This is a genomic window from Sphingomonas sp. S-NIH.Pt3_0716, assembly GCF_003950715.1.
GTDB lineage: Bacteria > Pseudomonadota > Alphaproteobacteria > Sphingomonadales > Sphingomonadaceae > Sphingobium > Sphingobium yanoikuyae_A.
In genome coordinates, this window is the sequence record NZ_QLJK01000006.1 from 168,331 (window position 1) to 186,387 (window position 18,057).

Below are 18,057 nucleotides of genomic sequence, written 5' to 3' on the forward strand. Positions count from 1 at the left end.
GGAGAGGAAGATGCAGCGTTTCTATGGACTGGCAGGGGGACTGGCCCTTGCCGGAACGGCCTCGGCCGCGCTGTTGCTGAGCGATGCGACAACGACCGGCACGGGTGCGGCGGCGACCAGCGCTATCGCCAACTGGGTCAGCCTGGGTAGCCCGCTCCAGGCGACGGCGGAAGAGCCCATGGCCGCCGCGCTCGCTGCCAGCATCAGCGTCGAGCGGGTGCCGCGCGACGCGGACTCCTCCAACCAGGCCGCCTGGTGGGTGCCGATCGCGCTGGCCCCCGACGGCACGCTCTATGTCGCCTTCGACAGTCCGCCAGCCTCCGGCGCGGCCGGCAGTCACGAGATCAAGATCGGCAAGCGCGACACGAGCGGCATCTGGACCTTCGCCGTGCTGCGCAATCCCGATGGCACGGTCTGGACCGAGGCGGACGATATCGGCCACAAGCAGCCGACCATCGCGGTCGACGGCGCGGGCGTGCTGCATGTCTGGGCCGACATGCATAATCCGTCGGATGGCATGCGCTATTTCCGCGCCGATGCGCCCGGTGGCATGAGCTTCACCCGCCAGACCGATATCCCGGCCACCGGCCTCTATACCTATCCGGTGGCCAAGCGGACGCCCAATGGCGACGTCTATCTGATGATCCGCAGCTACGACGCGGCGACCTATGATGGCGAGGGCGAACTGTATCGCTGGGCCATGTCGGGCGGCAGCAGCGCTTGGAGCCATGTCGGCACCTTTGCCGCCGCCAATGATGCGGTCGTCTATCCCGACGACATGAATTTCGGCAGCGACGGCAGCGTTCATCTGCTGTGGGAATGGGCCAAGTCGCTGCCCCGGTCGCTGCGTCATTATGGCAGCTATCTGCGCTACTCGCCGACCGGCGGCGGCTGGAGCTATGCCGATGGCACGGCGGCAACGCTGCCGGTGGGCCTCGCCAATGCCAAGCTCTTCTTCCTGCCGCTCCAGTCGGGCGAGGTCTTCACCACCGACCAGACGCTCAAGGGACTGCAGAGCGCCAAGCTGGCGCTCGACGATTATAACCAGCCGACCATCGCCTATCGCTATCGCCCGACCGATGGCAGCGAGGACGCCAATTTCGATGTGTGGCGCGTGCGCTGGAGCGGCACTGGCTGGACCAGTCGGGAAAAAATCTACGCCGCCAGCAACAATGTGCCCGCGGCGCTGGGCATATCGCGCACGGCGGCGCAGGTCCGCGTCTATTTCGCCACCACCGGCGAAGGGCTGCGCCAGGGGCTGAAGACATCGACGGCGTCGGGCTGGACGATTACCGACCTCGCGCCCGGCAAGGCGATAACCCGGCTTGCCACGGTGCCGCTGTCGGCCGACACCGACATCATCTATGGCGCCGCGCCGACCGATGTGAACAGCACCACCGGCAGCGTCTATCTGACGCAGGTCACGAACTGAAAGGGAGACGGGATGATCGGCAGTCGACGCGAATTTCTGGCGGCGGTGGCAAGTTCACCGTTGTTCGGCCGCTTTTCCGCGGCCACCGACGAGCCGACGCAGATCATCCCGCTCTGGCCCGATGGCGTGCCGGGCGGCAAGATACCGGCCATCACCGAAGTGGTGGACGACCAGATCGACACGCTGGGCTATCGCTACCGCGTCGGCATCCATGTGACGCGGCCGACCCTGTCCTGGTTCGCGGCGGCCAAGCCGACTGGCGCGGCAGTGCTGATCATTCCGGGTGGCGGCTATTCGCGGGTCGGCATCGATCGGGAAGGCTATGAATGCGCGCGCTGGATGGCCGACATGGGTATCCATGCCTTCGTCCTGCGCTATCGCCTGCCGGCCGATCGCTGGGCGGCGGGCGCCGATGTCGCGTTGCAGGATGCGCAGCGGGCGATGCGACTGATCCGGGCCGGGCGCAGCGGTGGCTGGACCGTCGATCCGCAGCGTGTACTGGTGCTGGGCGGGTCGGCCGGCGGCCATCTGGCCGGCAGCCTGTGCATGCGGCCCAATGACCGCATCTATCCGATGGCGGAGAGCGCGGACCATCTGTCGGCCCGGCCGGACGGGGCAATCCTGCTCTATCCGGTAGTGACGATGGCCGGCGCCACCAATGGCGGGAGCCGAAGGTCGCTGATCGGCGACGATCCGACTGAAGCGCAAATAGCTGCCTATTCGCTGGACAAGATCGTGGCGTCGACCACGCCGCCGATGATCCTGTTCCATTCGGTCCATGACCGCACCGTGCCGGTAGACCAGTCGCTGACCCTGTTCGGGGCGGTGCGGGCCGCGCAGGGGGCGATCGACATGCATCTGTTCGACGAGGGCAGCCATGGCGTCGGCCTGCGCGGCGATCCGGCCCAGCCCTTTGCCGACTGGCCGACAATCGCGCGCAAATGGCAGGTGCGGAGCGGGCTGGTCTGAGTGTTGGGGGGGGGCGTGGCAGGAGGACATATTCTTCCAACCGATTGATCTTTTCCGTCGCATCGCGCTAAGCCCGGCCGATATTGTGGCGCCCGATCGGGCGCTGCCCGGAAAGGATGAGCATGTCCCCATATCTGAAGGCCGGCGCTGCGTTGGGCGCCTTGCTGCTGCTTCCCGTCACCGCCGCGCAAGCGCAGGAAAAGCTGACGCTGGAGCGTGTGTTCGCAAGCCCCGACCTTGCCGGCCCGCAGCCGCGTGCGCTCAAGCTCTCGCCCGACGGCAAGCTGGTAACCTTGCTCAAGCCGCGCGCAGACGAGAAGGAGCGGCTCGACCTGTGGGCGATAGACACCGCGACCGGCGCCGAGCGCATGCTGGTTGATTCGAAGAAGACCGGCAGCGGCGCGGAACTGAGCGAAGCGGAAAAGATGCAGCGCGAGCGCGACCGCTCGGTCGCCGGCAGCACCGGCATCACCAGCTATGACTGGTCGCCCGATGGCAAGACCATCCTGGTGCCGGTCGATGGCGATCTCTATCTCGCCGCGCTTGACGGCAAGGTCACCCGCCTCACCGACACGCCGGACGGCGAGCTCAATGGCGTGGTCAGCCCAAAGGGCGGCTTCGTGTCGTTCGTGCGGGGCGGCAACCTGTTCGTGCAGCCGATGAATGGCCGCGAGAAGCAACTGACCCAGGGCGCGAGCGAGACGCTCAGCTGGGGCGTATCGGAGTTCGTGGCGCAGGAGGAAATGGACCGACGCACCGGCTATTGGTGGTCGCCTACCGATGCACAGATCGCCGTGGCGCGGGTCGATGAAAGCCCGGTCGGCATCGTCACCCGCACCGCGATCGGCGGCGAGGGGACCAAGGTCTATCAGCAGCGCTATCCCGCAGCCGGCACGCCCAACGCCATCGTCGACCTGTTCGTCATGAACGCGGACGGCTCCGGCCAGGTCCAGGTCGACCTCGGCGCGGACAAGAATGTCTATCTCGCCCGCGTCGACTGGTCGAAGGATGGCAAGACCCTCTATGTCCAGCGCGAAAGCCGGGATCAGCAGCGGCTTGACCTGCTTGCGGTCGATCCGACGACCGGCAGGGTGAAGATCGTCCTCACCGAAACGTCGAAAAGCTGGATCAACCTCAGCAATAATTTCACGCCGCTGCGCGACGGCAGCTTCCTGTGGTGGTCGGAAAAGACCGGCCATGGCCATCTCTACCATGTGCGCGACGGCAAATGGACCGCGCTGACCAGCGGCGAGTGGGAAGTGCGCGACATTGTCGGTGTGGATGAGGGCAAGGGCCTGGTCTATTTCACCGGCAATCGCGACACGCCGCTGGAGCAGCAGCTCTATGTCGCATCGCTGGCCAAGACCGGCCCGCTCAAGGCGCTTACCGCCAAGGGTTGGTGGAACGACGCGGTGATGGACGGCGCGGCCAGCCGGATCGTCGTCACCCGCCAGAATGCCGACCAGCCCAAGCAGGTCTATCTGGCCGACAGCGGCGGCAAGCAGTTGCAATGGATTTCGGAAAATGCGCTGAAGGGCGATCATCCCTACGCGCCCTATCTGGCGAGCCACGCCAGGACCGTGTTCGGCACCGTCAAGGCGGCCGATGGAAGCACCCTCTACACCAAGATGCTGACCCCGCCGATGCAGCCGGGCAAGCGCTATCCGGTGTTCATGATCCATTATGGCGGTCCGGGTGCCGGGCGCCAGGTGACCAACACATGGAGTGGCGCGCTGAACCAATATCTGGTCGACCAGGGCTGGATCGTCTTCTCGATCGACAATCGCGGCACGCCCGATCGCGGCAAGGCGTTCGAGGACCAGATCCATCGCGCCATGGGCACCGTCGAGGTCGACGATCAGCTGAAGGGCGTCGAATGGCTGAAGGCCCAGCCCTTCGTCGATCCCGAGCGGATCGCCACCTATGGCTGGTCCTACGGCGGCTATATGTCGCTCAAGCTGGCGGAAAAGGCGCCGGGTACGTTCGCCGCGATCGTCTCGGGCGCGCCGGTGACGAAGTGGGAGTTTTACGACACCCATTATACCGAACGCTATCTGGGCCAGCCGCAGGACAAGCCGAGCGCCTATCCGGGCTCCGATGCGGTCGATGAGGCAGTGAAGATAAAGGATCCGCTGCTGCTGATCCACGGCATGTCGGATGACAATGTCGTGTTCGACAATTCGACCGCGCTGATGGCGAAGATGCAGGGCGCGGCCGTGCCGTTCGAACTGATGGTCTATCCGGGGCAGACGCACCGCGTCGGCGGGCCGAAGATCAGCGTTCACCTCTGGACCACGATCGAGAATTTCCTGCGCGATCAAGGTGTCGATCCGGCCAAGTGAAGGCCGGGCGTAGAGAGTAACGGATGGGTGGCGTCAATCGTGCTGACGCCACCTCCCACCCCGTGACTATCGCTGGCAATAGCCCTTCTTTCTGGACAAATCGCGCCACTGCGCTATGCGCCACCCCGCAATACTGCATGGAGTGGAGTGTTAAGTCATGGGTTATAAGGTCGTCGTCGTTGGTGCCACCGGTAATGTGGGCCGCGAGATGCTGACCATTCTCGCCGAACGCGAATTCCCGATTGACGAGATCGCGGCGGTTGCATCGCCCCGGTCGCAGGGCACCGAAATTGATTTCGGTGACACCGGCAAGGCACTCAAATGCAAAAATATTGAACATTTCGATTTCACCGGCTGGGACATCGCCCTGTTCGCAGCCGGCTCCGGCCCGACCGCCGAATATGCGCCCAAGGCGGCTGCGGCCGGCTGCGTCGTGATCGACAATTCGTCGCTCTATCGCATGGACCCGGACGTGCCGCTGATCGTGCCCGAAGTGAACCCGGACGCGATCGACGGCTATGTGAAGAAGAATATCATCGCCAACCCCAACTGCTCGACCGCGCAGATGGTCGTGGCGCTGAAGCCCTTGCATGACGCCGCCAAGATCAAGCGCGTCGTCGTCGCCACCTACCAGTCGGTGTCGGGCGCGGGTAAGGAAGGCATGGACGAGCTATTCGAGCAGTCGCGCAACATCTTCGTCGGCGATCCGGCCGAGCCGAAGAAGTTCACCAAGCAGATCGCCTTCAACGTGATCCCGCACATCGACGTATTCCTGGACGATGGTTCGACCAAGGAAGAATGGAAGATGGTCGCGGAAACCAAGAAGATCCTGGATCCCAAGATCAAGCTGACCGCGACCTGCGTGCGCGTGCCGGTGTTCGTCGGCCATAGCGAAGCGATCAACATCGAGTTCGAGAATGAGATCTCGGCCAAGGAAGCGCAGGACATCCTGCGCGAAGCGCCGGGCATCATGCTGGTCGATAAGCGCGAGGACGGTGGCTACATCACGCCGATCGAATGCGTTGGCGATTTCGCGACCTTCATCAGCCGCGTGCGTGAGGATTCGACCATCGAGAACGGCATCAACCTGTGGTGCGTCAGCGACAATCTGCGCAAGGGCGCGGCGCTGAACGCGGTGCAGATCGCCGAACTGCTGGGCCGTCGCCACCTCAAAAAGGGCTGAGCCTGCACATGATCGCCGGCGCTGTCGCGACTTGGAAGGCTCTTCCTGTCGCGCAGCGCCGGATGATCGCCGCCTTGCTGGTGGCGATCGGGCTGGCCAATGTCGCGCAGCCCTTTCCCGACCTTGCCCCGTTGCAGCATGGGCCGACGTTGCTGCTGACGTTTGCCACGCCCTGGCTGCTGTGGCGCTGGCCGCTCTCGACCGGATCGGTCGGCTGCATCTGGCTGTTCCTGCTGCTCCACACCTGCGGCGCGCGCTGGATCTATTCCTATGTGCCCTATGACGATTGGGCGCGGATGCTCAGCGGTCATGATATTTCCAGCCTCCTCGGGCTGCAGCGCAATGCTTATGACCGGCTCGTCCATTTCGCCTTTGGGGCATTGCTGACCGCACCGGTGGCGGAGATTGCGCGACGCAAGGGCGGCCTATGCCATGGCTGGAGCCTCGCCTTCGCCTTTGCCGCGATCGGCCTCGGCAGCGCGCTTTACGAGATATTCGAATGGCTGCTGACGGTGATCGCCGCCGGCGAGACCGCCGATTATTATAATGGCCAGCAGGGCGATGTGTGGGATCCGCAGAAGGACATGGCCGCCGCCCAGGTCGGCAGCGCCCTTGCCCTGATCGCGCTCTTGCGCGGGCGCGGCGGAGATCCTATCGGCGAGACCCCAAGCTCCGAAGGACCAGCGCAATGACCGACCTGCAGATCGAACGCCATGATATCAAGGGTCTGGGCGGCCTGCCGATCGCGGTGCATGTCGTGGGACAGGGGCGCGACCTGGTGCTCATCCATGGCTATTTCTCCAATGCCTGGACCAACTGGATCCGCTACGGCCATGCCGCCAAGTTGGTGGAGGCGGGTTTCCGCCTGATCATGCCGGACCTGCGCGGTCATGGCGAAAGCGGCAAGCCGCATGACGCTGCCGCCTATCCGGCCGATGCGCTGACCGACGACAATCTGGCGCTGGTCGAGCAGATGGGCCTCACCGACTATGACCTCGGCGGCTATTCGCTGGGCGCGCGCACGACCGTGCGGATGCTGGCGCGTGGCGCGACCCCGCGCCGGGTGATCCTGGCCGGCATGGGTCTGCGCGGGCTGACCAAGACGCTCGACAAGGGCGGCTATTACAAGAAGGTGCTGACCAATCTCGGCACGTTCGAGCGCGGCACGTCGGAATGGATGACCGAGGCGTTCCTCAAGACCACCAAGGGCGACCCGGTGGCGATGCTGCATATCCTCAATACCTTCGTCGATACCGACGAGGCGACCATTGCCGGCTTCCAGCAGCCGACCGAGGTGATCTGCGGCGCCGACGATCAGGATAATGGGATTGCGCAGGAACTGGTCGATGCGCTGCCCAACGGCCGCTATGTCGAAATTCCGGGCAATCATATGAACGCCGTGACCCGCAAGGAACTGGGTCAGGCGATGGTCGATTTCCTGACCGCTTGACTGTCTCGTCCGCCTAATCCACCTTGGCCCCATAAGAAGACCTGAGGGGCCAAGTTCCATGAAAATCGCCATTTCGATCGCCGCGCTTGCGGCTGCCCTTGTTGCATCGCCGGTGCTAGCGCAGCAGGCGCCGGCCATGCAGCAGCCGACCGCTGCCGAAGCCGAAGCCTTCCTGACCAAGGCGGAGAAGGCGCTGTTCGATCAGTCGCTGATCAGCAGCCGGGCCGCCTGGATCAACGCGACCTACATCACCGACGACACCGATGCGCTCGCTTCCTATTTCGGCGCGATTGATACGACGATGCGGGTCGATTATGCGCTGGAGGCGGCCAAGTTCGCGACCGCGTCGGGCCTGACCGAAGAGACCAGGCGCCGCCTGACGCTGCTGCGCACCGCGCTGACCTTGCCCGCGCCGACCACGCCGGGCGCCTCGCAGGAACTGAATGACCTCGCGACCAAGCTCCAGTCCACCTATGGCAAGGGCAAGGGCACGCTGAACGGCCAGCCGATCAACGGCAGCGACATTGAAGAGAAGATGGGCACGGACCGCAATCCGGACGAACTCAAGGAAATGTGGGTCAGCTGGCACGATAATGTCGGCGCCCCGATGCGCGGCGACTATGCCAAGCTGGTGACGATCGCCAACCAGGGCGCCAAGGAACTGGGCTTTGCCGACACCGGCGCGATGTGGCGCTCCAAATATGACATGCCGGCCGATGACTTCGCCAAGCTGACCGACAAGATCTGGGCCGAGGTGAAGCCGCTCTATGACGAGTTGCACTGCTATACCCGCACCAAGCTGAACGAGAAATATGGCGATGCCGTCCAGCCCAAGACCGGGCCGATCCGCGCCGACCTACTGGGCAATATGTGGGCACAGGAATGGGGCAATATCTATGATATCGTCGCGCCTGCCGGCGCCGGTGACCTCGGCTATGACATCACCGACCTGCTGACGGCCAAGAATTACGACCCGATCAAGATGGTGAAGACGGGGGAGGGCTTCTACAGCTCGCTGGGCTTTGCGCCGCTGCCGCAGACCTTCTGGGATCGGTCACAGATTACCAAGCCGCGCGACCGCGAAGTGATCTGCCATGCCTCCGCCTGGGATCTGGATAACAAGGACGATATCCGCATCAAGATGTGTACCAAGGTGAATGGCGACGATTTCGTCACCATCCATCATGAGCTGGGCCATAATTATTATCAGCGCGCCTATAATATCCAGAAACCGCTCTATCTCGACGGCGCCAACGATGGCTTCCACGAGGCAATCGGTGATTTCATCGCGCTGTCCATCACGCCCGACTATCTGGTGAAGATCGGCCTGCTCGATCCTGCCAAGGTGCCGGGCACCGACAAGGATCTGGGTCTGTTGCTGCGCCAAGCGATGGACAAGGTCGCCTTCCTGCCGTTCGGCCTGCTGATCGACAAATGGCGCTGGGGCGTGTTCGACGGGTCGATCCCGGAAACCAAATATGAGTCGGCCTGGACCGACCTGCGCCGCCAGTATCAGGGCATCGTCCCGCCGGTGTCCCGTGACGAGACGAAGTTCGATGCCGGCGCGAAATTCCATATCCCCGGCAATACGCCCTATACCCGTTATTTCCTGGCGCGCGTGCTGCAGTTCCAATTCTATGAGGCGGCCTGCCGCCAGTCCGGCTGGAAGGGGCCGCTCCACCGCTGCTCCTTCTATGGAAACAAGGCGGTAGGCGAGAAACTTGATGCCATGTTGAAGATGGGCGCGTCCAAGCCCTGGCCCGATGCGTTGCAGGCCTTCACCGGCAGCCGTGAGATGTCGGGCAAGGCGCTGGTCAATTATTTCGCGCCGCTTCAGACATGGCTGAAGGCGCAGAATAAGGGCAAGTCCTGCGGCTGGTAAGTCGCCGTAAAAATTGGTAAATGGCCGGCGCATGAGCGCGCCGGCCGTTATTCTTTCCCTGCTTTTCGGTACTGCCCTGGTGATGACCATCGCCATGGGTGTTTCATGGCTGCATTTCGGCCGCCAGCGGCATGTGCTGACCTGGACCGCATCCTATGCGGTCGCCATCCTCCAATGGATCGCCAATGCAGGTGGCTATTTCCTGCACAGCCGCTGGCTGTTCATCCTGACCGGCATCGGCCTCATTGTCAGCGCGTCGCTACTGGCGATCGGCATCCGTCAGCGGTCGGGCCGCCCCTTGCAATTGCTTGCCTTTGCCGTCCCGGCTGTCCTGGTGAGCCTGGCGATGGCGATTGCGATCGGGCCGGTGGGCAGTCAGATCATGCAGGGGATGATCATTCCCGCCTATGTCGGTCTGCTCATGGCGGTCAGTGCGCTGTCGCTCTGGCCGCGCAATCGGTCCTTCACGCCGCCCGAGCTGGCCTTCTTCGCCGCGCTGCTCGCCTTTGCTTTGGGTCAGCTGGCGCTGGCCACATCGGCAGCCCTGATCCGCGGCCCGGAGGACGGCAAGGAACTCTATCGCGCGATCCTCGGGCTGTTCATGCCGACCGTCTATGTCGGCACGGCGGTTACGGCCGTGCTGGTGGTGGCGGGCGACCTGGCCCAGCAGCTTCGGCAGCAGATGATGCATGATCCGCTGACCAACGTCCTCAATCGGCGCGGTATCGAGGAAGCGGCCGAACGGGCGATCGCCAACGCCCGGCGGCAGGGGCGACCGGTTGCGCTGGTCATCTGTGACCTGGATGGCTTCAAGGGGCTGAATGACGGCTATGGTCATATGGCGGGCGATGCAGCGTTGCGCGGCTTCGCCCATCTGCTGACCAATGCCGTGCGGCGCGGTGACGTCGTCGGCCGGCTCGGCGGTGACGAGTTCGGTTTGCTGATGGTCGACACCGGCGCGGAAGTCGCGGCCGATGCGATGGAGCGGGTGCGCGCCGAAATCAGCTGCCTGCGCCTTGGCGAGGCGCCGCAAGCGCTGCTGCGGGCGAGCTTTGGAGTTACCGATTTGCGGCCGGATGATCGGGAACTGGACGATCTGGTCGCGCGGGCCGATGCGGCGCTCTATGCGGCGAAGCGCGAGGGCAAGAACCGGGTCACGGTATCCCGCGCCGCCGCCTGATCCGTCGGATCGGGCGACAGCGCGGACATTCCGGCCTTACCGGAAGGGGGGCTCGTTGAAGGCGCGCAGCTTGCGGCTGTGCAGCTTGGGGCCTTCCTGACGCAATAGTTCGCAGGCCATCAGGCCGACGCGCAGATGGCCGGCAATGGCTTCCTCATAGAAGCGGTTGGCCTGGCCGGGCAGCTTCAGTTCGCCATGGATCGGCTTGTCCGAGACGCAGAGCAAGGTGCCATAGGGGACGCGGAAGCGATAACCCTGCGCCGCGATCGTGGCGGATTCCATGTCGATGCCGACCGCGCGTGACAGGCTGAAGCGCAAGGCGGAGCTGGAATAGCGCAATTCCCAGTTGCGATCGTCGGTCGTGACGACCGTGCCGGTGCGCAGGCGGCGCTTGAAATCCTCCGGATTGCCGCCGCCCAATATCGCTTCGGCGGCGCTCGCCATCGCGACCTGAACCTCGGCGATCGCCGGCACCGGGATTTCCGGCGGCAGCATTTCGTCCAGCACATGGTCGTCGCGCAGATAGGCGTGGGCCAGCACATAGTCGCCGATCCGCTGGCTGGGGCGCAGGCCGCCGCAATGGCCAATCATCAGCCAGGCTTCCGGGCGGACCACGGCCAGATGGTCGCAGATGGTCTTGGCGTTGGACGGGCCGACACCGATGTTGACAAGGGTGATGCCGCTGCGATCCGGCGCGATCAGATGATAGGCCGGCATCTGATGCTTGCGCCAGGCGCTGTCGGCGATCATCTGGGCCGGGTCCGCCGTTTCAGGCGTCACGAAGACGCCGCCGGCACCGGACAGCGCGGTGAAGCGGCTGTCAGGACGCTGCAGTTCCTTGCACGCCCAGTCCACGAACTCGTCGACATAACGATGATAGTTGGTGAACAGGATATAGCGCTGCACATGCTCGGCCGGGGTGCCGGTATAGTGCTTCAGACGCGCCAGCGAGAAGTCGGTTCGCAGCCCGTCGAACAGGGCGAGCGGGCGGTCGCCTTCGGCATCCGGCGTGAACAGTCCGTCGGCGATCTCGTCGCCGATCTCGGCCAGTTCCGTTGCCGGGAAGTGGCGCGCCAGCTCGGTCGGCGGTGTGCCGTCGAGCGCATTGATGTCGAGCCCGTCTAGGACGTAGGGGAAGGGGATCTGCTGATCCGACAGGCCCGTTTCGACCTCCACGCCATAGTCGCGAACCAGAAGGTCGATCTGTTCGGCGAGATAATCGGCGAACATGGCGGGCCGGGTGACCGTGGTCACATAGCGGCCGGGCTTCGACAGGCGGGCGAAGGAGCGGCCCGGCGGCGGCGCCTGGCTGTCATCCTGATAGGTGACCCGCAGTTCGGGATAGCAGAAGCGCCGGTCGGCCCGCGCCTCGGGCGGCGGGATGCTTCCGTCGCGGGCATAGGCACGCATGGCCTCCCGCAGATTTTCGATGGATGTCTGATAGATGGCGTCGAGTTGCGCGACGATCGCTGTGCCGATGCTCTGTGTCATCACCTCTTGCTACCGCACTTGTGTGACGGAAGGAAGATGCCAGCGAAACAATCGCACGCCCGACCGATCCGGCCGGGCGTGCGACCCGAAAATTCAGAGCTGTTCGAGCATGAAGTCGGCCGAGGAGACCTTGAAGTCGCCCGGTGCTTCGACGTTCAGTTCCTCGACCACGCCGTCCTTGACGATCATCGAGAAGCGCTGGCCACGCTCGCCAAGGCCGAACTTGCTGCCGTCCATGGTCAGGCCCACGGCCTGCGCGAAGCTGCCATTGCCGTCTGCCAGCATCGTCACCTTGTCATCGGCGCCGGCCGACTTGCCCCACGCGCCCATGACGAAGGCGTCGTTGACGGCGGTGCAGGCGATCTCGTCGACGCCCTTGCCCTTGAGGGCATCGGCTTTTTCGATGAAGCCGGGCAGGTGCTTGGCCGAGCAGGTCGGCGTGAAGGCACCGGGCACCGAGAAAAGGGCAATGGTGCGGCCTGCGAAATATTCGTCCGAAACAACCTGTTCGGGGCCGTTTTCGGTCATCTTCGTGAAGGTCGTGCTGGGAAGGCGATCACCCTTGGCGATGGTCATATCTTGTCTCCTGGCCTGTGGCGTCGCGGAGTTCGTTGCTCGCGCCTTCGCTGTCAAGGGTGCGGGCGCGGAATATGGCACGATGCCCCTTTGTCGCGACGGTCGCCGATTGGCATTGGCGCGTTTCTGCCTATATTCCGCAGCATGACCGATCCGCGCTTTTTTGGCGGCCGCTTCCTACTGGCATTGCCGGGCATGGAAGATGAGCGCTTTGACCATTCCGTGATTGCGCTGTGCGTGCATGACGAGGATGGGGCGCTGGGCATTTCTCTGAGCGAGGAGGTCGAGGGGGTCGGCTTGCGCGACCTGCTCCAGAGTTTCGATATCGACGCTTCGGCCATTCCTGACCAGCCTGTTCTGAAGGGCGGGCCGGTGGAGCCGCGGCGCGGCTTTGTGCTGCATTCGCTCGACTGGGCCGGGCAGGACATGGTGCAGTCCGGGCCGGACTGGGGCCTTTCCGGCTCGCTCGACATATTGAAGGCCATTGCCGAAGGGCGCGGCCCGAGCCGCTATCTTGTCGCACTGGGCTATGCGGGCTGGGGCGCGGGCCAGTTGGAACGGGAAATGGCGGGCGAAAGCTGGTTCCTGGCCGAGGGCGATGCGGCCCTGCTGTTCGACACGCCTGCGCACCGCAAATGGCGCGCCGCCTATGCCGCTGCGGGGGTCGATTCGGCCCATCTGGTGAGTGGCGGCGGGTCGGCCTGACTTTTTGATCCGTTGCGCTGTCGATTTTTGGCCGTTTCAGGGACAGAACAACAACAGCCATTGGCCGCTTGTTCTGTCATCGTAACTGAACCGTTTAGGGTAAATTCGCCTTAACCATAATGCGATAGAATACGGCAATCGGTCCCGCCCATTCTCTGTCTCTGGGGAATATGCGGGGTTATTTCATGAAGAAGATTATCTGTGCGGCGCTTGCCGCAGCGATGCCGCTCGCGCCGGCGTCGGCAGCGACCTGCTGGAAGAAGGATCATGTCGAGGCGGCGCAGGTCCGCAATTTCGAGATGATGCTGATGGTGTCGGCGCTTCGCTGCAACACGAGCGCCTATGATTTCCTGCCGGCCTATAACCAGTTCGTGCGTGAAAAGCGGACGGCCCTGGTCGAGGTTAATGACGCGCTGCGCAGCCACTTCGCGGACGTTGCAGGGCTGGAGGGCGGCCTCGACGCCTATGATGATTATGTCATCATGCTGGCGAACAGCTATGGCGCGGGTGCTGGCGGCCTTGAATGCCGGGATCTTCAGGCGATCCAGGCGGCGGCCAATGCGGTCCCGGCCAATCGGGCTGCGATTTGGAAATTGTCGGAATCTGCCGGCATCGCGCCGCGGATCGATGCGCCCCAGTGCGACATGGCGATCGCCCTCGCCAATGATCTGCTGGCCGACGAAGGCGTGAGTGGCGGCTCTGTGGGCCGATCCATCGCCATGGCCGAAGGGGCTGCACGCCTGCCGTCCGCGCAGGTTCGGGGCCCGGCTAATTAACACATAAAGAAAACTTTATATTGAGTTGCCATGCTTGGCGGCGATTGGTAAAGCCCGACCATCGCCGCCGCCTTCCTTATGCCGGCGGCCGGTCAATTTCTAATGATGGAGACAGGCTCGTGGCCACCGTACCCGCTGACAAGGCGCAGGATTATGTGATCGCCGATATCGGCCTTGCCGCCTTTGGTCGCAAGGAAATCGAGATCGCCGAAACCGAAATGCCCGGCCTGATGGCTCTGCGCGCCGAATTCGGTGCGTCGCAGCCGCTCAAGGGCGCGCGCATCACCGGCTCGCTGCACATGACGATCCAGACCGCCGTGCTGATCGAGACGCTGACCGCGCTGGGCGCGCAGGTCCGCTGGGCGACCTGCAACATCTATTCGACGCAGGACCATGCCGCCGCCGCGATCGCCGCGTCGGGCGTGCCGGTCTTCGCCGTCAAGGGTGAAAGCCTTCAGGAATATTGGGACTATGTCGAGCGCATCTTCGACTGGCACAATGACGACAGCGGCGTCTGCAACCTGATCCTCGACGATGGCGGCGACGCCACCATGTTCGCCCTGTGGGGCGCCCGCGTCGAAGCTGGCGAAGAGCTGTTCACGCCGTCGAACGAGGAAGAGGAAATCTTCTGCGCCGTGCTGAAGCGCGTTCTGGCCGAGCGTCCGGGCTTCCTGACCAAGACCGTCCAGTCGATCAAGGGCGTGTCGGAAGAAACCACCACCGGCGTTCACCGCCTGTATGAACTGTCGAAGAAGGGCAAGCTGCCCTTCCCGGCGATCAACGTCAACGACAGCGTCACCAAGTCGAAGTTCGACAACCTCTATGGTTGCAAGGAATCGCTGGTCGACGCCATCCGTCGCGGCACCGACGTCATGCTGGCCGGCAAGGTCGCCTGCGTCGCCGGCTTCGGCGACGTTGGCAAGGGTTCTGCTGCCTCGCTGCGCAATGGCGGCGCCCGCGTCCTCGTGACCGAGGTCGATCCGATCTGCGCCCTGCAGGCCGCGATGGAAGGTTATGAAGTCGTGACGATGGAAGAAGCCGCCCCGCGCGCCGACATCTTCGTTACCGCCACCGGCAACGAAGGCGTGCTGACCGTCGATCATATGCGCGCCATGAAGAATATGGCGATCGTGTCGAACATCGGTCATTTCGACAGCGAGATCGAAATCGCCGGCCTCGCCAACATGAAGTGGACCGAGATCAAGCCGCAGGTCGACGAAGTCGAGTTCCCCGATGGCAAGAAGATCATCGTCCTGTCGAAGGGCCGTCTGGTCAACCTGGGCAACGCCACCGGCCACCCGAGCTTCGTGATGTCGGCCAGCTTCACCAACCAGACGCTGGCCCAGATCGAGCTGTGGACCAAGAGCGAGACCTACGGCAACGACGTCTACGTCCTGCCCAAGCATCTGGACGAGAAGGTCGCCGCGCTGCACCTGGAAAAGCTGGGCGTGAAGCTGACCCAGCTCAGCCAGCGTCAGGCCGACTATATCGGCGTGCCGGTGGAAGGCCCGTTCAAGCCGGACCACTACCGCTACTAAAAATTGGAAAGGGGGAGGGCCATCCTCCCCCTTTTACCTTATCCGATGCTCGGACCATGCTGTGCCGGGCATTCATCATATCTGAGCGCTTTCCGCCGGCGCCAAGTTGCGTTAGGCCCGTGGCCATTGGTCTGTATGAACGATAAACAACTGGTCGCGAACGGGATGGGAATGGCGCAATGGGGTCTATGAGCCCGCTTGCCACTTTGTTGCTGGGCACGGTGATGGCCGGCTGGCTGGGGGCTGCGATATGGGCGCTGATCACGGGGCAGCGCATGCGCCGCGCGGGGATGCAGGCGCAGGGCAAGCTTGATCGGCTGACGACGCTGCTGGCGTCGGCGCCGGCTGCGCCCGTCATCATTCATCCTGACGGCCGGATGGAGGCCGCCGACCGGCTGGGCAAATGGCTGGGCCGGGACCGCGTGCCGACCTTCGTGTCCGAACTGACGGCGCCCGATGGTGGGCTTGAGCCGGCCGATGCCGCCGCATTGGGGCGCGAGATCGGCGCCGCACAGAAAGCGGGCAAGAGTTTTTCGCTGCCGATCCGGGGCAGCGGTTCGTCGCGCACGCTGCTGGTTCGCGGTGCGCCCGCCGGGCCGGCGCTGGCCGCCAATGGCGGTGTCGTGCTGTGGATCTTCGACGCGACCGACAGCCAGGCGGAAATCCAGGCGCTGAGCGCGACCGTCGGGCAATTGCGCGAGGCGCTGGAGGCGCTCGCCGGACTGGTCGAGGCCGCGCCCTTCCCGATGTGGCACCGCACGCCCGACCTGCGGCTGAGCCTGGTCAACAGCGCCTATGTCCGCGCCGTCGACGGCGCCGGTGCCCATGACGTGATCATGAACGGCACCGAACTGGTCGAGAATGTGAACGGCTTCAGCCCGCAGGACGCCGCGGCACAGGCGCTCGACGAAGGCAATTCGCTTGCCCGTATCGTTCCGGCAACGATCGATGGCGAACGGCGGACGATGCGCGTCGTCGACGTGCCGCTGGGCGCGGCCGGGGTGGCAGGTTTCGCGATGGACCAGCATGAGCTGGAACAGGCGCGGGTCGAGCATCGTCGGCTGGAAGCGGCGCAGCGCGATCTGCTCGATCGTCTGTCGGCTGGTGTTGCGCGCTTTGGTCCCGACCGGGCGCTGCGCTTCTGGAACCAGCCCTTCATCAGCCTGTTCGGCCTGAAGCAGGAAGCGCTGACCGATGCTCCGCTGTTCGAGCGCGTGCTGGATCAGATGCGCGATGCCCGCCGCCTGCCGGAAAATCGCGACTTTCCGGCCTGGCGCGCGGAGCGGCGCGACTGGTTCCTGTCGCCGGATCCGCTGGAGGAAAACTGGCTGCTGGTCGATGGCACGCATTTGCGCGTCTATGCCCAGCCGCTGCCCGATGGTGGCCTGTTGCTGATTTTCGAGGATCGGACCGAACAGGTGCAATTGTCGAGCGCGCGCGACACGCTGCTGCGGGTGCGGACAGCGACCTTCGACAATCTGTTCGAGGCGATCGGCGTCTTCTCGTCGGATGGGCGCCTGCATCTGTGGAACAGCCGTTTCCGCACCATCTGGGACATCAGCGAAGAGGCGCTGGGCAAGCATCCCCGCATCGATGAGTTGATGCGGGCCGTGCAGAGCCGCCTTGCCAAGCCGCAGCAGAGTAATCTGGTGCGCGAACTGGTCCGCGCGGCGACGGTCGAGCGCAAGCAGCGTGTCGGCCATGTGGGCTTTGCCGACGGGCGCATCTTCGAATTTGCCGCCATTCCGCTGCCGGACGGCAATGCGCTGTTCACCATGCTGGATGTCACCGACAGCCGGCGGGTCGAGCAGATGCTGCGCGACCGCAACGAGGCGCTGGAACAGGCCGACAAGGTCAAGACCGCCTTCGTCACCAACATGAGCTATGAATTGCGCACGCCGCTGACGACCATCGCCGGCTTTGCCGAAATGATGAGTGCCGGCTATGCCGGTGAACTCAGCGACAGCGCGGTCGAATATGTGAACGGCATCCTGCAGAGCACCGGGCGCCTGTCGATGCTGATCGACAATGTGCTCGACCTGACCCAGGGCGAGGCCGGCACCTTGCCGATCGAGCGCAGCGAGGTCGATCTGGCGGCGCTGGTGCGCGCCAGCGTCGCGCGCATCGACGCCGAGGCGAAGGCCAAGGGGATCGATCTTGCCGTTACCCTGCAGGATACGCTGGGGGTGATCCAGGGCGATGCGCGCCGTATCGGTCAGGCGGTCGATCATCTTCTGGAAAATGCGGTGCGCTATTGCGGCTCCGGCGCACGGGTGTTGCTGCATGGCGATGGCGGCCCCGATCTTGCGCGTCTGGTCGTGTCGGACAATGGCCCCGGCATCGATGCCACCCGGCAAGCCACGATCTTCGATGCGATCAGTCGCGCCGAGCAGAATCGCAAGGGCGCGCGCGCGACGATCGGCCTGCCGCTGGTCAAGCAGTTGGCACAGGCCCATGGCGGCACGTTCGAACTGGTGTCGGAACCTGGCCAGGGAACGATGGTGGTGATCGAGCTGCCCCGTGGCTGAACTGG

At 64.2% G+C, this 18,057-nt stretch carries 14 protein-coding genes; 12 read left to right on the forward strand and 2 right to left on the reverse strand.

Annotation, left to right across the window (positions count from 1 at the left end; all coding sequences use genetic code 11):
- The first annotated feature begins 10 nt into the window (after positions 1 to 10).
- The 8 genes from BRX37_RS06755 (at position 11) to BRX37_RS06790 (ending at position 10,438) form a co-directional block, all read left to right on the forward strand.
- A complete protein-coding gene (locus BRX37_RS06755) occupies positions 11 to 1,432 on the forward strand; it encodes a BNR-4 repeat-containing protein (protein ID WP_125986014.1) in 1,422 nt (473 codons plus the stop codon).
- A 12-nt stretch (positions 1,433 to 1,444) separates the two neighbouring features.
- Entirely contained in the window at positions 1,445 to 2,401 is a 957-nt protein-coding gene (locus tag BRX37_RS06760) for an alpha/beta hydrolase (protein WP_125986015.1), read from the forward strand.
- 122 nt (positions 2,402 to 2,523) lie between these two features.
- Complete coding sequence (locus BRX37_RS06765) at positions 2,524 to 4,743, forward strand: S9 family peptidase (protein WP_125986016.1); 2,220 nt, start codon at positions 2,524 to 2,526, stop codon at positions 4,741 to 4,743.
- 157 nt (positions 4,744 to 4,900) lie between these two features.
- Positions 4,901 to 5,926 (forward strand): aspartate-semialdehyde dehydrogenase, encoded by a 1,026-nt coding sequence (locus tag BRX37_RS06770; RefSeq protein ID WP_125986017.1) that lies wholly within the window; start codon positions 4,901 to 4,903, stop codon positions 5,924 to 5,926.
- Positions 5,927 to 5,934: 8 nt separating this feature from the next.
- Positions 5,935 to 6,618 (forward strand): DUF2238 domain-containing protein, encoded by a 684-nt coding sequence (locus BRX37_RS06775; RefSeq protein WP_125986018.1) that lies wholly within the window; start codon positions 5,935 to 5,937, stop codon positions 6,616 to 6,618.
- On the forward strand, positions 6,615 to 7,376 hold the full coding sequence (locus tag BRX37_RS06780) for an alpha/beta fold hydrolase (protein WP_010338774.1): 762 nt from the start codon (positions 6,615 to 6,617) through the stop codon (positions 7,374 to 7,376). The genes BRX37_RS06775 and BRX37_RS06780 overlap by 4 nt, the downstream gene beginning before the upstream one ends.
- A gap of 58 nt (positions 7,377 to 7,434) precedes the next feature.
- Positions 7,435 to 9,258, forward strand: a complete 1,824-nt coding sequence (locus BRX37_RS06785; protein ID WP_125986019.1) for a M2 family metallopeptidase — start codon at positions 7,435 to 7,437, stop codon at positions 9,256 to 9,258.
- Between the two features lie 31 nt (positions 9,259 to 9,289).
- Positions 9,290 to 10,438 carry a GGDEF domain-containing protein gene (locus BRX37_RS06790; protein ID WP_125986020.1) on the forward strand — a complete coding sequence of 383 codons (1,149 nt, stop codon included), beginning with the start codon at positions 9,290 to 9,292 and terminating at the stop codon, positions 10,436 to 10,438.
- 36 nt (positions 10,439 to 10,474) lie between these two features.
- Here the strand turns inward: BRX37_RS06790 and BRX37_RS06795 are convergent, their stop codons facing one another.
- The gene (locus tag BRX37_RS06795) at positions 10,475 to 11,929 is read right to left on the reverse strand and encodes an AMP nucleosidase (protein WP_010338771.1); all 1,455 of its coding nucleotides are present in this window, start codon (positions 11,927 to 11,929) and stop codon (positions 10,475 to 10,477) included.
- A gap of 93 nt (positions 11,930 to 12,022) precedes the next feature.
- Positions 12,023 to 12,505, reverse strand: coding sequence for a peroxiredoxin (locus tag BRX37_RS06800; RefSeq protein ID WP_097383320.1), 483 nt, complete (start codon positions 12,503 to 12,505; stop codon positions 12,023 to 12,025).
- A gap of 144 nt (positions 12,506 to 12,649) precedes the next feature.
- On the opposite strand from BRX37_RS06800, the gene BRX37_RS06805 reads away from it, so the two are divergent.
- From BRX37_RS06805 to BRX37_RS06820, 4 genes are all read left to right on the forward strand, one after another.
- Positions 12,650 to 13,210: a YqgE/AlgH family protein gene (locus tag BRX37_RS06805; RefSeq protein WP_048937090.1), complete on the forward strand. Its 561-nt coding sequence runs from the start codon at positions 12,650 to 12,652 to the stop codon at positions 13,208 to 13,210.
- Between the two features lie 185 nt (positions 13,211 to 13,395).
- Positions 13,396 to 13,986: a hypothetical protein gene (locus tag BRX37_RS06810; protein ID WP_234415565.1), complete on the forward strand. Its 591-nt coding sequence runs from the start codon at positions 13,396 to 13,398 to the stop codon at positions 13,984 to 13,986.
- Positions 13,987 to 14,105: 119 nt separating this feature from the next.
- A complete protein-coding gene (ahcY, locus tag BRX37_RS06815) occupies positions 14,106 to 15,524 on the forward strand; it encodes an adenosylhomocysteinase (RefSeq protein ID WP_010338767.1) in 1,419 nt (472 codons plus the stop codon).
- Positions 15,525 to 15,703: 179 nt separating this feature from the next.
- Positions 15,704 to 18,052, forward strand: coding sequence for a sensor histidine kinase (locus BRX37_RS06820; RefSeq protein WP_004207175.1), 2,349 nt, complete (start codon positions 15,704 to 15,706; stop codon positions 18,050 to 18,052).
- The last annotated feature ends 5 nt before the right edge of the window (positions 18,053 to 18,057 follow it).